13 protein-coding genes are annotated in these 13,877 nt (G+C 39.8%); 3 read left to right on the forward strand and 10 right to left on the reverse strand.

All coding sequences use genetic code 11. From position 1 onward, the window contains the following. Positions 1 to 127: 127 nt before the first annotated feature. Together DKZ56_RS00410 and DKZ56_RS00415 are read left to right on the forward strand one after the other, a co-directional pair. On the forward strand, positions 128 to 1,030 hold the full coding sequence (locus DKZ56_RS00410; protein WP_208650784.1) for a transposase: 903 nt from the start codon (positions 128 to 130) through the stop codon (positions 1,028 to 1,030). A gap of 48 nt (positions 1,031 to 1,078) precedes the next feature. Then, a complete protein-coding gene (locus DKZ56_RS00415; RefSeq protein WP_208650785.1) occupies positions 1,079 to 2,557 on the forward strand; it encodes a recombinase family protein in 1,479 nt (492 codons plus the stop codon). Between the two features lie 35 nt (positions 2,558 to 2,592). Here the strand turns inward: DKZ56_RS00415 and rlmD are convergent, their stop codons facing one another. Further along, complete coding sequence (rlmD, locus tag DKZ56_RS00420; protein ID WP_208650786.1) at positions 2,593 to 3,954, reverse strand: 23S rRNA (uracil(1939)-C(5))-methyltransferase RlmD; 1,362 nt, start codon at positions 3,952 to 3,954, stop codon at positions 2,593 to 2,595. A gap of 161 nt (positions 3,955 to 4,115) precedes the next feature. Between rlmD and DKZ56_RS00425 the strand changes: the two genes are divergently transcribed. Beyond that, entirely contained in the window at positions 4,116 to 4,607 is a 492-nt protein-coding gene (locus DKZ56_RS00425) for an HXXEE domain-containing protein (protein ID WP_208650787.1), read from the forward strand. Positions 4,608 to 4,884: 277 nt separating this feature from the next. Here DKZ56_RS00425 and cydS read toward each other — a convergent pair whose 3' ends face one another. The 9 genes from cydS to DKZ56_RS00465 form a co-directional block, all read right to left on the reverse strand. Then, positions 4,885 to 4,995, reverse strand: a complete 111-nt coding sequence (gene cydS / locus DKZ56_RS15865) for a cytochrome bd oxidase small subunit CydS family protein (protein WP_425471030.1) — start codon at positions 4,993 to 4,995, stop codon at positions 4,885 to 4,887. An 11-nt stretch (positions 4,996 to 5,006) separates the two neighbouring features. Further along, complete coding sequence (locus DKZ56_RS00430) at positions 5,007 to 6,035, reverse strand: cytochrome d ubiquinol oxidase subunit II (protein WP_208650788.1); 1,029 nt, start codon at positions 6,033 to 6,035, stop codon at positions 5,007 to 5,009. Further along, positions 6,032 to 7,378: a cytochrome ubiquinol oxidase subunit I gene (locus DKZ56_RS00435; protein WP_208650789.1), complete on the reverse strand. Its 1,347-nt coding sequence runs from the start codon at positions 7,376 to 7,378 to the stop codon at positions 6,032 to 6,034. The genes DKZ56_RS00430 and DKZ56_RS00435 overlap by 4 nt, the downstream gene beginning before the upstream one ends. 196 nt (positions 7,379 to 7,574) lie before the next feature. Further along, positions 7,575 to 8,489: a diacylglycerol kinase gene (locus DKZ56_RS00440; protein ID WP_208650790.1), complete on the reverse strand. Its 915-nt coding sequence runs from the start codon at positions 8,487 to 8,489 to the stop codon at positions 7,575 to 7,577. Positions 8,490 to 8,599: 110 nt separating this feature from the next. Then, positions 8,600 to 8,983, reverse strand: a complete 384-nt coding sequence (locus DKZ56_RS00445; RefSeq protein ID WP_208652104.1) for a thioredoxin family protein — start codon at positions 8,981 to 8,983, stop codon at positions 8,600 to 8,602. A gap of 239 nt (positions 8,984 to 9,222) precedes the next feature. Continuing rightward, on the reverse strand, positions 9,223 to 10,668 hold the full coding sequence (gene gatB / locus DKZ56_RS00450; protein WP_208650791.1) for an Asp-tRNA(Asn)/Glu-tRNA(Gln) amidotransferase subunit GatB: 1,446 nt from the start codon (positions 10,666 to 10,668) through the stop codon (positions 9,223 to 9,225). Between the two features lie 2 nt (positions 10,669 to 10,670). Further along, the gene (gatA, locus tag DKZ56_RS00455) at positions 10,671 to 12,131 is read right to left on the reverse strand and encodes an Asp-tRNA(Asn)/Glu-tRNA(Gln) amidotransferase subunit GatA (protein ID WP_208650792.1); all 1,461 of its coding nucleotides are present in this window, start codon (positions 12,129 to 12,131) and stop codon (positions 10,671 to 10,673) included. Positions 12,132 to 12,221: 90 nt separating this feature from the next. Then, positions 12,222 to 12,515 (reverse strand): Asp-tRNA(Asn)/Glu-tRNA(Gln) amidotransferase subunit GatC, encoded by a 294-nt coding sequence (gene gatC / locus DKZ56_RS00460; protein ID WP_208650793.1) that lies wholly within the window; start codon positions 12,513 to 12,515, stop codon positions 12,222 to 12,224. Positions 12,516 to 12,719: 204 nt separating this feature from the next. Continuing rightward, a complete protein-coding gene (locus DKZ56_RS00465) occupies positions 12,720 to 13,868 on the reverse strand; it encodes a CamS family sex pheromone protein (protein WP_208650794.1) in 1,149 nt (382 codons plus the stop codon). Between the last annotated feature and the right edge of the window lie 9 nt (positions 13,869 to 13,877).

The raw sequence follows: 13,877 nt of genomic DNA on the forward strand, positions 1-13,877 counted from the left end.
GAGTTAATTTCATAATTCTCACCCCTTGATTTTCAAGGGATTCAAGACAATAAAAAATGGGTACCTCCCCAAATTTCGTTATAATGGTAGGTAACCAAACAAACCATACGAAAGAGGTGAGTACCCTATGACTATTGTAAAACAAATTTCTCTTTTTGACATCCATCAATTATTAGAAATGGAAAGTTCCCATCGTTATGATGCCATTTTTAGTGTGATCGACATTCAACCTATTTTTCAATTGTTTTCTAAAAAGACATTGAAAGGTGCACCACGTGAATTGAATTATGGTGCAATGATTCAATCGCTGATTATTCGTATTGTCGAACGAATTCCAACAATGAAGGATTTAGTCAAACGTTTGGTCCATGATCCTTTATTTCGTTTCGACTGTGGATTCCTTGTGTCTGATGTCGTACCATCTGAAAGCTCTGATTCACGCATGATTCAAGTCATTAGTGAATCAGATGTGCTAGATAAAATGAACGATACACTCATCAAAACAGCGATGTTGGAAGGCTTTCTAAATGATGAACATGTCGCCATCGATGCGAGTCACTTTGAAGCTCGTGATGCTTTCACACCATCAGAAAAGAAAGCACCTAAAACTCCTAAAAAACGTGGTCGTAAAACTAAAGCTGAACGAGCTGTTTGGTTAGCCGAACAAGTAGAGAAAAAAGGAAATCAATCAACCTATGAAAAAGAACTGAAAGAACAGCTGGATATCCCATTAGAAATCCTTTGGAAGGATGTACCGATTGAGCCAAAATGGGGTGTGAAAAAGAATAGTAAAGGAAAAAATACATTCTGGTTTGGTTATAAAGCCCATTTAGCTGTTTCGACGAAAAGTCAATATATCATCACTCGTTTGATGTCCTCAGGTAATTTAAGTGATTGTAAAGCTGCGATTCCATTATTGAAAAAACTTCATCACTTCGGAAACGGTCAATTTACAATCGCTATATTTGATGCTGGTTATGATGTTGAACCTATTTACCGTCAAGCCGTATCACAGTCCATGCGAGTCTAAGGTAAACACTGCTACATCTCAAAAAGACGAGAAGGAGTATGATTCAAAATGAGATGTGCAGTATATGTTCGTGTTTCTACCGATAAAGAAGAACAAAAAGATTCCTTAAAATATCAGCAAGAACTGTTTTATAATTATATAGCGGAAAAAGGTTGGGATATTTACAAATTTTATATTGACGTTGAGAGCGGGACGACGGCAAAAAGAGAAGAACTTCAAAAACTTATTGAAGATGCTCAGGATAAGAAGTTCGATATCATTCTTGCCAAAGAGTTATCACGCCTTGCCCGAAATGGAGAATTATCCTATAAAATCAAAAACTTATGTGAAAACCAAGGGATTCACATCATTACTTTAGATAATGCGATCAATACATTAACAGGGAACACTCATATGTTTGGCCTTTATGCATGGATGTACGAACAAGAATCTCAAAACACGAGTAATCGTGTTAAGGAGACATTAAAAACCCGTGCAAAAAATGGACTTTTCAAAGGATCAAATCCTCCATATGGGTATGAAGTACGAGATGGAAAACTGTATATTCGAAACGATGAAACACCAAATATTGTTAGACGAATTTTCAAAGAATATTTTGAAGGAAACGGACGACAAAGTATTGCGAGACGCCTATATAATGAAGGGATTCCAACACCTGCTCAAGTTGCTGGAAAGGCAAATGCAGGAAATAAGTGGCATGACTCTACAATTAGATGTATCTTAACAAATCCCCATTACGTCGGGGATCTTGTTCAAGGAAGAACAACGACAGTAAGTGTAACAAATAAAAGAAGAAAAAACGTTCCTAAAGAAGAACAGTTTATTATCAAAAATGTACATGAGCCAATTATATCAAGGGAAATGTTTGATGCTGTCCAAAATCAATTAGAGCAGAGAAGAAAATATATTACAGCACCCAAGATACATCTTTTTACTAATGTCCTCTTTTGTGCCGATTGTGGTACAGGTATGTGGTTCCGAAGCAATCGAGACGGATACATTTGTGGGGCTTATGCGCGTCATGGAAAAAAAGCTTGTACCGCCCACACAATAAAAGAGGATTTTTTAAAAGAAACGATCCTAGATGACATCCAAACCTTAATTCAACAAGTTGATAAAGAGAAATATATAAAGAAGATGGAGAGAAAATCGAAAAGTACAAAATCGGATTCTCAAAAGAAAATCAATAAGATTAACAAACAGATGGATGTTTTAAAAAATCGAAAAAGGAAATTCATCAACCTGTTAGCTGACGGAATTATCACACATGAAGAATATCAAGAGAGTATTGAAGCAACGAACAAGGATTTAACTGAATTAATGGAACAGAAAAATGAACTTCTTTCATTGATGGAAAGCGAGGATGTAATCGAAACGATTGAAAAGCTTAAAAAGGAATTACTTCAATTCCTAAATTTCGATGAATTAACCGAGGATATTCTCCATCGACTGATTAATCGAATCGAGGTAAAAGAGGACGGTACACCAATCATTCATTACCGGTTTGCCACACCAAAAATTGCATAGAGGCAAGAGAGAAACCTTATCTTGCCTCATTTTTTTCATTTTAAAACGATCTGCGAAACGCACTCAACGTGTGTCGTCTGCGGGAACATGTCCACCGGTGTAATCTCCACCGTTCTGTATCCCCCGTCTTCCAAAATGCGCAAGTCCCGCGCTAAAGTGGAAGGGTTGCAGGATACATACACCACCCGATTTGGTTTGTATTCGATAATCGTGTTGAGCAATGCCTGGTCGCAGCCTTTGCGCGGCGGGTCGACAACGAGGACATCTGCTCTTTTTCCTTCGCTATACCAACGAGGGATTACTTCTTCTGCTGGCCCTGCTTCAAAATACGTATTGGTAAATCCGTTCAGTTCCGCATTCCATTTGGCGTCCTCGATGGCTTCCTCGACGATTTCAACTCCCATCACTTGTTTCGCTTTTTTCGCTAGAAATAAGGAAATCGTTCCAATGCCGCAATAGGCGTCGATGACCGTTTCTTCCCCCGTCAGTGCTGCATATTCCAAGGCTTGGTTGTATAACATTTCCGTTTGCACAGGGTTCACTTGATAGAAAGAACGAGCAGAAATTTCAAATCGGATATCGCCGATTGTGTCTTCTATTGTCTCTTTCCCCCAAAGCGTCATCGTTTCTTTTCCTAAAATGACATTCGTTTTTTCACTGTTCACGTTTTGTACGATGGATGTAACATGCGGAATGAGTTTTCGAATCACTTCTACCGCCGCATCCTTCTGAGGAAATTTGCGTTTTTTTATAACGAGCACCACCATCACTTCGCCAGTGGCTCTTCCTGTCCGCACAATCACATGGCGGAGCATTCCTTGATGAGTCGTTTCATTGTAAGGCTCGATCCCGATCTTCTCCAACTCTTTTTTCAAATTGGCCATGATGATATCCGCTTCACTCATTTGGATGAGGCAGCGTTCCATATCCACAATGTCATGGGTTCTGGCTTTGTAAAATCCCGCAATCGGACCAGATGCGCCCATCGCAAAAGGAATTTGCGATTTGTTGCGGTAATTCCAAGGGTGTTCCATTCCTTTGATTGGTCGTACTGGTGCATCAATTTTTCCAATGCGTTTCATGACATTGCGAACCATGTTTTCTTTCCATTGCAACTGGGCTTCATAAGATAAATGTTGCAATTGGCAGCCGCCGCATTTTTCGAAATATATACAAGGCGCTTCCACCCGGTCCGGTGAAGGTTCTTTCAATTCTACAATTTTGGCAAAGCCATAGCTTTTTAGTGTTTTCAATACATGCACTTCCGCTGTTTCTTGCGGCAGCGCTCCATGAATAAATAATGGATAACCATCCACTTTCCCCACGCCCAGACCATCATGGGTTAAATCTTCTATGTAAACCGTTACTCGATCATTTTTCTTTACGGGTGCCGTCATGAAATTCCGTCCTCCATTTCGTTTTTCATAGTCGTACGGATTTTTAATCGAAATCAAACAAATATTATTCTACCTCAAAATAGAAAATGGATATATTGAAATTTCATTTTTTTCGAACCGCTTGTAAAATTGAAGTATCACTATGAATTGGGTGGATGAAGATGGACTTTTATCTTGTCGCATTGTTTTGTATTGCCATTACCCTGCATAACATGGAGGAAGCCCTTTGGTTGCCGAAATGGTCACAACAAGCTTCGAAGTTTCATAAACCCGTCACCCCAAGTGAATTTCATTTTGCAGTGTTTGTCATTACTATGCTGGCTTATTTATCGGCATTTTATTTTTACTTTATGCCAGCATCAGAATTGGCCAAATGGTTTTTCATCGGATTTATAGGTTCCATGATTGTGAATGCGATTTTTCCGCACCTCATTGCAACGATATTGTTGAAAAGGTATGCACCGGGGCTTCTTACAGGATTATTTCTAAACATTCCCATCAATTCATTCATCATCGTGCAAATGCTACAAAACAATTATATTACCTGGACAGAACTTATCCTATCGACCATTGCGGTTGGAAGCCTCCTACTCGCCCTGATTCCGTTATTATTTAAAGCGGGAGAAAGAACTGCTTCTTCTCGTGAACAATAAAAAGAGGCTGGGACATAAACAAAAAATTAAAGGGGTAGTTGAAAGGGTTTTGATAAATATTTGATATAACTAAAAATTGATTGAAGTGACGGGGCGACTCCTGCGGGAACAGCCCGTGTCTCGAGACACCGCAGGAGCGAAGCAATGAGCTCCGAGGAGGCTCGAGCCGGGCCCGCGGAAAGCGTCCCCGGAACGGAAATCAATTTTAATAACATATCAAAAAAACATCATTTTCTCCTTGGAGAAAATGATGTTTTTTTAGATTTGTCCCAACCTCTTATTTTTCTTCTTCCCTTACCCCATGGTCCAAAGGGGCGGTGAAAAAAGCGACCACTAACGAAAGCAGGACCATCAAAAAAGGGGCTACAAATATCATAAATTCATTCATGGCAAATCCTCCTAAGCATGAAAATCGTTTTGTCTGCCTGTTACATAGTCCTTATTAAACACAAACAATCGGAATAGTAAATAAAGGGATGGAATGAGCAAACACAATCCTGCGATAAAGGCAATGACAAGCGCAATGGCCATTTCTTGATTGGTAAATCCTTCGTAAATGGTTAAATAAGGATAAAGCAGATACGGATAATGGGAAATGCCATATGCAAAAAAGGCAAATAAAAATTGGAGAATCAATAATCCAACTGAAAGCCCAAGTCCCCGCTTCTTCCAAATCAGCCAAACCGTCATCAAAAATAAAATGGCGGAATTGCCAAACAACGGCCAAACGGAAATCATATTACGGAACCGGTCGGGGTTATGTTCGTGCATTTGAATAATAATTGCCGCCGCCATAAACATTAAGGGGCCCGCCCATGTGAGCGCATATTTTCTCATCAGTTCAGATGCATTGACATCTTGCGCCTTCCATGCATACCACGTTAAAAATACGGAGGAAATATATAGAACGCTTGCAATGCTTAATAGAACGATGCTCCACGTTAAAGTGCTTGTAAAAAGCGCCCAATAATCAAGGATAGGTTCACCGTCAACAATCTCCACAAAGCCCCCTTCTGAAATCGTCAACACAACGGAAAGGGAGGATGGAATTAACAATCCGGAGACTCCATAAGCAAAGGCATATCCTTTATGCCCCCTCGATCCGTATGATTCAAAGGCGTAATATGAACCTCTTACCGCCAATAAAATAATCGCAATGCTTACAGGCACCAATAAAACCGTGCCGTAGTAAAAGGCTGTCTTTGGAAAAAATCCCACAATCCCGACAAAGAAAAAGACTAAAAATACATTAGTGACTTCCCATACCGGCGATAAATAGCGCTGTATGATGTTCGATAAAATATGGGATTTGCCCGTCAATAAACTATAAGCATTGAAAAAACCGGCGCCAAAATCAATGGAAGCCACAATGACATACCCAAAAAGGAAAATCCATAATACAACGATTCCCAACACTTCAAGACTCATCTGCCGTCTCCCCCTATTTCAGCCATCCGGTCTTCAATTTCCCGCTCAATCGGATTTAAACGGTACATCCTTCTTAACACAACAACGCTTCCAATCCCTAACACCAGATATAGAATGCAAAATAACAGAAACATTATATCTACATGATCGCTTATCGTAGCTCCTTTTGCTGTTTTCATATATCCTCTTAAAATCCATGGCTGTCTTCCTACTTCCGCCAACCACCACCCAGCTTCAATAGCAATGATGGATAACGGTCCTCCCAAAACAGCAATCCATCTGAACCAAGTACAGTGGATAAACTTCCACCCTCTCCATACCCCGGCCACATACAGTACAGACACAAGCATCATCAACATGCCAATCAATACCATGATGTTAAAAAGGTAATGGATATATAGCGGCGGAACTTCATCTTCTGGAAAGTCGTTCAATCCCTTCACTTCTGCCACTGGATTTCCATAAGCTAAAATGCTTAACAAATACGGAATGTTAACAGCAAATTTAATGTTTTGGTCCTTATCAATGAAACCCATTAAAACGAGAGGAGCCGCTTCTTCCGTTTCGAAGTGCCACTCAGCTGCCGCCAATTTTTCAGGTTGATACTCTGCCAAAAACTTTCCTGAAAAGTCGCCAATAACGGCCGTTGCAATGGAGAAAATCAATCCCATCTTCATCATGAGAAACAACGATTTTTTATAATACAAATGGTTTGAGCCCTTCAGCAGCCGATATGCGGCAATAGAGGCTAATAAGAAAGCGGACGTCATATAGGCGGAAGCAAGCACATGGGCCACTTTTGTCGGCATGGATGGGTTGAACATGGCAACTAGCGGCTGAATATTGACAAGCTGTCCATTCACCACCTCAAACCCTTGTGGCGTATTCATAAACGAATTCACGATCGTAATGAAAACGGCGGACATCGATGCGCCAATAGCAACCGGAACGAGAAGAAGCATATGTTTTTTTTGATTATCAAACCGGTCCCAAGTATATAAATAAATGCCTAAAAAAATTGCCTCGAAGAAGAAAGCGAATGTTTCCATGAACAACGGCAAGGCAATGACTTGTCCGGCTAGCTGCATAAAATTCGGCCACAGCAAGGAAAGCTGCAAACCAATTGCTGTTCCGGTCACCACCCCAACAGCCACCGTAATAACAAATCCCCTCGTAATCCTTCTAGCTAGGAGAATATAATGTTCATCGTTCTTCTTCATCCCAACCCATTGGGCAATCATAATCATTAAAGGAACGCCCACCCCAATGGTTGCGTAAATAATATGAAAGGTTAACGTTAACTCTGTCAGCATTCGGCTCCAAAACACAGCAGACTCGTTCATTCATGCCGCCTCCTAACTGCTGAAAATTCTTCCAAGCATGGATAGAAGCATAATGATGGCAACACCAAAAGATAAAAACATCAGCCATTTTTCCTGCTTTTTATACATTTCTGAACTCCTTTCATCTCTAGTTATTTTGTGTCAATAAAAAAAAACTATACAAATGCTGAAATTGCATTTGTATAGTTTTTATTCATTACACGCGGTCTTGTTCGCGAATATCATCAATCGGCACGAACACTTCAATATGCCGCTTTAAGTTTTGGAACGTAGCCGGCGCTTTTCCTCCCAACTCTCCGTCCAAATTGATGAGCACTTCTTCATCAGACGTTATTTTTACGATGCTTGCTTTTCGATAAATAACGTTTGGATCGCTTAAATGTTCACCGCGAAGAGCCAATGTAAGCACTTTGATGAAATCAGCTAAACTGCATTTTTTCAATATCATCATCGTGAATTTTCCATCATTGATGCTGGAATCGGGCGCAATCTTTTCAAAACCGCCAACGGAATTCGTGAGGGCGCAGAGGAAAGCCATCACTTCCTCTTCGTACACTTCTCCATCAATTTCAAACCGCATATTCGTTGCTTTGATGGAAGGAAGCATTTCAAGCCCTTTTAAATAGTACGCAAGCTGCCCTAAAATCGTTTTCATTTTGCTAGGCACTTCATAAGTCAATTCTGTAATGCGTCCGCCCGCTGCAATGTTGATAAAATAGCGTTCTTTATTTAATAATCCAACATCCACCGGGATTGTATCACCTTTTACAATGATGTCCACCGCCTCTTCAATTTTTCTTGGAATGTGAAGGGCGCGGGCAAAGTCGTTTGTTGTCCCCATTGGAATGACACCCAGTTTCGGACGCTTTTCAAAAGGGCTGATTCCTGAAACGACTTCATTCAATGTGCCATCTCCACCTGCCGCAACGACAATATCAAATCCTCGTTCTACGGCTTTGGCAGCTGCTTTCTCAGCATCCCCTGCGCCGGTTGTGGCATGGCAAGAAGTTTCATACCCAGCCATCTCCAATTTTACTAACACTTCTGGCAAATGCTTTTTGAACAGTTCTCTGCCTGATGTTGGATTATAAATAATTCTCGCTCTTTTCATGTTTTCGCCATCCTATATCGTTTTATTTTTTGACGTTATGTATATTAAAACAGTTCCTTTAAACAATAGAAAATTCCCTATCGGATGAAAGGGAATTTCCTATTATGATGTTAGGATAACATATCTATTATAACGTTTTTCATATCTTCATAAACCCATTTTGCACATTGCGGGTCTTTAACAAATTTCCCCTGCAAAGTAGTATACATCTCTTTTTGTTTTTCTTCAAATGATGGGTCGTCTTTTTCCGGCAATTGGGCTCTTGCTTCTGTAACCAATTGTTGACGTTGCGATGCTCTTGGCCCCCATTTTCCAATGACTTGGCCAATTTGGTCGAGGAATAAATACATTGGGATAGATCTTCCTCCATTTGTTAAATAACGGTCGATTAAGTCGGTATCTTCATCTCGATAAACGCAGTGAATTTCTAGTTGGGTTGCTTCTGCAATTTTTCGGATGATTGGATTGTTGAGCATGACATCCCCGCACCAAATGAGGTTCCATCCGAACTAATTGCTGCTGTATCCGCACGAAATAAGGAAATAAACACACTAATTGAAGTTGTATCCGCACAAAATGTGATTCCATCCGCACCAATTACTACTGTAAATGCACCAATTGAGGAAGTATTCGCACGAATTGCAATTCTACAATCCTATCAAATATCAAATTCAAATTGTATCAAACAATGAAAAACCGCATAAGCCATAGCAGCTTATGCGGCGCAGTAAGATTATCGTTTATTCATTTCTTCAAGCAATAGTTTGTTGACCATTGGTGGGTTGGCTTGTCCTTTTGTTGCTTTCATAATTTGACCTACTAAGAAGCCAATTGCACGGTCTTTACCATTTTTGAAGTCTTCGATGGATTGTGGGTTGTTGTCGAGCACTTCTGTAATAATTGGGAGAAGCACGTTTGGATCTGAAATTTGAACCATGCCTTTTTCTTTGACGATTTTTTCAGGGTCTCCACCGTTTTTCACTAATTCATTGAATACTTTCTTCGCAATTTTAGATGAAATTGTGCCGTCCGAAATTAATTTTACTAATCCAGCCAAGTTTTCAGGCGTTAATTTTGTTTCTGTAATTTCTACTTGTTCTGCATTTAAGTATCCAGAAACATCGCCCATTAACCAGTTGGCAGAAAGTTTAGGATCAGCGCCTAATTTCACCATCTCATCGAAGAAATCAGAAAGACTTTTGTTCACTACTAGCACATTTGCGTCATATTCTGTTAATCCAAGTTGTTCGATGTAGCGTTTTTTGCGAGCATCTGGAAGTTCAGGGATAGAAGCTTTTACGCGCTCTAACCATTCATCCTCAATTACAAGATGCACTAAGTCTGGCTCTGGGAAGTAGCGGTAGTCTTCTGCTGTTTCTTTTACGCGCATTAAGATTGTTTTGCCTGTTTTTTCATCGAAACGGCGTGTTTCTTGTCTAATCACTCCGCCACTCATTAAGATTTCCGCTTGTCGTTTTTGTTCGTATTCAAGACCTTTACGAACAAAGTTGAAAGAGTTTAAGTTTTTCAATTCTGTTTTTGTACCGAATTCTTTTTGTCCATATGGTCGAAGGGAAATGTTTGCATCGCAGCGCAATGAGCCTTCTTCCATTTTTACATCGGAAACGCCTGTGTATTGGATGATGGATTTTAATTTTTCCAAATATAAATACGCTTCTTCAGGCGTACGGATGTCTGGCTCAGAAACGATTTCTAGAAGCGGTGTTCCTTTACGGTTGAAGTCTACAAGAGAGTAGCCATCACCGTGCAATAATTTACCGGCGTCTTCTTCCATGTGAAGGCGCGTGATACCGATTCGTTTTGTATAGCCAGGTTGTCCGTCTTTTGCTGGCACTTCAATTTCAATCCATCCATCATAGCCGATTGGTTTATCGTATTGAGAAATTTGGTAGCCGCTCGGATTATCTGGATAGAAGTAGTTTTTGCGGTCAAATTTTGTATGTTGGTTGATTTTCATATTTAAAGCAAGAGCTGCTTTCATTGCATATTCCACAACGTTTTTATTTAAAACAGGAAGCACTCCTGGATATGCAAGGTCGTAAACTGTTGTATTTGTGTTAGGCGCAGAACCGAATTGGTTAGGTGCTGCAGAGAAAATTTTGGATTCTGTTTTTAATTCAACGTGTACTTCTAGACCAATGACTGTTTCAAAGTTCATAATTATTTGCCCCCCAATCTAGGAGATTGTTTATGATAATCTGTTGCTTGTTCAAATGCATAAGCAGCGCGGTAAACTGTTTCTTCATCGAAGTGTTTACCGATGATTTGCAATCCTAGCGGCAAGCCGTTATCAAATCCGCATGGAATAGAGATTGCTGGCACACCTGCTAAGTTGATTGGAATTGTTAAAATATCGTTTGCGTACATTGTTAATGGATCGTCTATGTTTTCGCCGATTTTGAATGCTGCTGTTGGTGTTGTTGGACCAACGATTACATCATAATCTTCAAACACTTTATCGTAATCTTGTTTAATTAATGTACGAACTTGTTGCGCTTTTTTGTAGTAAGCATCATATGTGCCTGCAGACAGAGAGTACGTACCAAGCATGATACGGCGTTTTACTTCATCGCCAAAGCCTTGTGCACGTGTTTGTTTATATAAATCCATTAAGTTTTTCACGCCTTCAGCACGGAAACCGTAGCGGATTCCATCGAAGCGGGCAAGGTTGGATGAAGCTTCTGAAGAGGCAAGAATATAGTAAGTCGCTAACGCATATTTTGAGTGAGGAAGGGATACTTCTTCCACGGTTGCGCCAAGCCCTTTAAATACTTCAAGGGCATCTAATACAGATTGGCGTACACTTTCATCAATACCTTCAGATAAAAACTCTTTTGGCACAGCGATGCGCAGCCCTTTAATGTCTCCATCTAATTTAGATGCATAGTTAGGCACTGGTACGTCTGCGCTAGTTGAATCGTTAGGATCCACACCGGCAATCACTTCAAGTAATAATGCATTGTCATATACATTGCGAGTGATTGGGCCGATTTGGTCAAGGGAAGATGCGAAGGCAACTGCACCAAAACGGGAAACACGGCCATATGTTGGTTTCATTCCAACTACACCACAGAATGCGGCTGGTTGGCGAATGGAACCGCCCGTATCTGTACCTAATGCGAATGGCACTTCACCCGCTGCAACACTCGCTGCAGAACCGCCGGAAGAACCGCCTGGTACACGTTCAAGATCCCAAGGGTTTTTTGTCTTTTTATAATAAGATGTTTCAGTTGAAGAACCCATGGCAAATTCATCCATGTTGAGTTTACCAATTGTAATCATGCCTGCTTCGCGAATTTTTTTCACTACTGTCGCATCATAAATCGGAATGAATCCTTCCAAAATTTTAGAAGCACAAGTTGTTTCAAGCCCTTCTGTCACGATATTATCTTTAATACCGATAGGAAGACCGAACAATGGTCCACGTTCGTTGACTGGCACTTGATCTTTTTCTTTTGCTTCTTCCAGTGCTTTTTCTTTGTTTAGGGCAAGAAACGCTTGTACATCTCCATCGACTTCTTCAATTCTTTTATAGGTTTCATTAATTACATCAACAATTTTAAATTCACCTTTATGTAAACCTTCTTGCAATTCTTTCGATGAACGTTCTAACAACGTCATGAAGTTCCCTCCTTTTAAAATGGGCATGAAAATACAAGCATCAATTTTTCATACACAAAAATAATGGCTAATGCCATTAAATAATCATGGTTATTCTTCTAAAATTGGCGGCACTTTGATTAGGCCATTTTCATGTTCTTTTACATTCAATAATACTTTCTCAAGTTCTAAACCTTTCTTAGCTGCATCTTCGCGCATTACATTCACGATTGGCAATACATGGGAAGTTGGTTCTACATTTGTTGTATCTAATTCATTCAATGTTTCTACATATTCAGTAATTTTCCCAAGCTGTTCGGAAAATTTTTCTGCTTCTTCCTCAGTAATAGCTAAACGAGCTAAGTGGGCAATGTGCTTAACTTCTTCCTTCGTCAATTTTGCCATTAATTACACCTCCACAATTCATAAACCTGGCAATAATAATACCATTTTTCCATTGAAAAATCACACGTTTTTGGAATTTCGCATAATTACACGATTACTTTTCAATTATCTCCAAAAACGCCATGATTTCAAACACTTCTTGCAATAAAAAACAATTTGAAACAGTGCTGCGGATAGGCAACACTGTTTCTTTTTGCTGCGATACTAATAATTATAAATGTGCACAAATGGCTCTTTATCATTGCGGTCTTTTAAGATTAAAGCTTCTGAGCCATTGATGGATGTAATGTTGACTTCAATATCTACACTATCTGGGAATCTTTTGATTAAAACCCCCGATAAATATTGGGTAAAGCCGATAATTTCCGTTGTTCCATAGAATTGAACCGGCACTTCAATGCTTAATTTAACAAGCTGATTGTTTTGATAAAATCCTTTGCCGATGACACTTGTATTGTTGGAGAAATATTTTTGTATATCTGATTTGAAGTTTCTGAAGTTCGTATTCATATCCCGGTAGATGTCTTCCGGATTGGACATAGGGAAAGTCACGTACTTCTCATTTATGCTAACCCAATCATCCAGATTGCTTTTTCCTGGTTTTGCAACACTATACGCGAAATACGTTCCAGGCACGATGGAGTTGCGGGCTTCCTGTTTAAACAAAGCAATTAAAATCGGAACATTTTGCAATTCTGGACGGTTGCGCAAGCGCCGCACTACCTCTTCCGCTATTTCTTTCCCTTTTTTCTCCAATACTTCTTGGGAGATTGGTTCTTCATACCATTCGCCATATTGCTCTTTTTGATAATAATAAATTGAGTTTAGAGCAAGACCAATGGAAATTCCTCCAAGGGCTACTTTATTGTCACTTGTTTTCTTTAAATAATTTTGTTCCACAATATGCGCCAAATAAATCGGTGCTTCTTTTGCCCGCTTTTCAGGATCCATGCCTTGTTCAGCAGGAGGATTTAATCCTTCCTCGTTATTATTGCTGCGCGACAACCATTTCTTCACTGTTTCACTATCCAGGTATTGGCCTTCTTGGAAATAGTAGCTGTCGGTGCTAAATTCATTTTGGGAAATGCGCATTAACCCTTCTTCCGCTTCTTTAATGTCGTATTTCGTATAAACATTTGATACGACAAGACCTCTGGCTGCACTCTCTTTATAAGGAATAAGCGTTTTATAATAACTTTCATCTAACTGCATTTTTGGGATGATTGTCGTTTCAACTTCTGCTTCAGATTCATTATTTGGTGCTACGATTTCTGTATCTTCCCGAATGGAAGGTGTACAACCTGCAAGCATTGCAACAACGACCATCGCCGGTATCCAGCGAAATCGGTTCATTGTATGAAT

It is taken from the genome of Ureibacillus thermophilus, from assembly GCF_004331915.1.
Classification (GTDB): Bacteria; Bacillota; Bacilli; order Bacillales_A; family Planococcaceae; genus Ureibacillus; species Ureibacillus thermophilus.

What these genes read in the sequence shown, in the direction of transcription:
- DKZ56_RS00410 (WP_208650784.1), top strand. Translation starts at nt 128, where the DNA reads ATGACTATTGTAAAACAAATTTCTCTTTTTGACATCCATCAATTATTA.
- DKZ56_RS00415 (WP_208650785.1), top strand. Translation starts at nt 1,079, where the DNA reads ATGAGATGTGCAGTATATGTTCGTGTTTCTACCGATAAAGAAGAACAA.
- rlmD (WP_208650786.1), bottom strand. Translation starts at nt 3,954, where the DNA reads ATGACGGCACCCGTAAAGAAAAATGATCGAGTAACGGTTTACATAGAA.
- DKZ56_RS00425 (WP_208650787.1), top strand. Translation starts at nt 4,116, where the DNA reads ATGGACTTTTATCTTGTCGCATTGTTTTGTATTGCCATTACCCTGCAT.
- cydS (WP_425471030.1), bottom strand. Translation starts at nt 4,995, where the DNA reads ATGAATGAATTTATGATATTTGTAGCCCCTTTTTTGATGGTCCTGCTT.
- DKZ56_RS00430 (WP_208650788.1), bottom strand. Translation starts at nt 6,035, where the DNA reads ATGAGTCTTGAAGTGTTGGGAATCGTTGTATTATGGATTTTCCTTTTT.
- DKZ56_RS00435 (WP_208650789.1), bottom strand. Translation starts at nt 7,378, where the DNA reads ATGAACGAGTCTGCTGTGTTTTGGAGCCGAATGCTGACAGAGTTAACG.
- DKZ56_RS00440 (WP_208650790.1), bottom strand. Translation starts at nt 8,489, where the DNA reads ATGAAAAGAGCGAGAATTATTTATAATCCAACATCAGGCAGAGAACTG.
- gatB (WP_208650791.1), bottom strand. Translation starts at nt 10,668, where the DNA reads ATGAACTTTGAAACAGTCATTGGTCTAGAAGTACACGTTGAATTAAAA.
- gatA (WP_208650792.1), bottom strand. Translation starts at nt 12,131, where the DNA reads ATGACGTTGTTAGAACGTTCATCGAAAGAATTGCAAGAAGGTTTACAT.
- gatC (WP_208650793.1), bottom strand. Translation starts at nt 12,515, where the DNA reads ATGGCAAAATTGACGAAGGAAGAAGTTAAGCACATTGCCCACTTAGCT.
- DKZ56_RS00465 (WP_208650794.1), bottom strand. Translation starts at nt 13,868, where the DNA reads ATGAACCGATTTCGCTGGATACCGGCGATGGTCGTTGTTGCAATGCTT.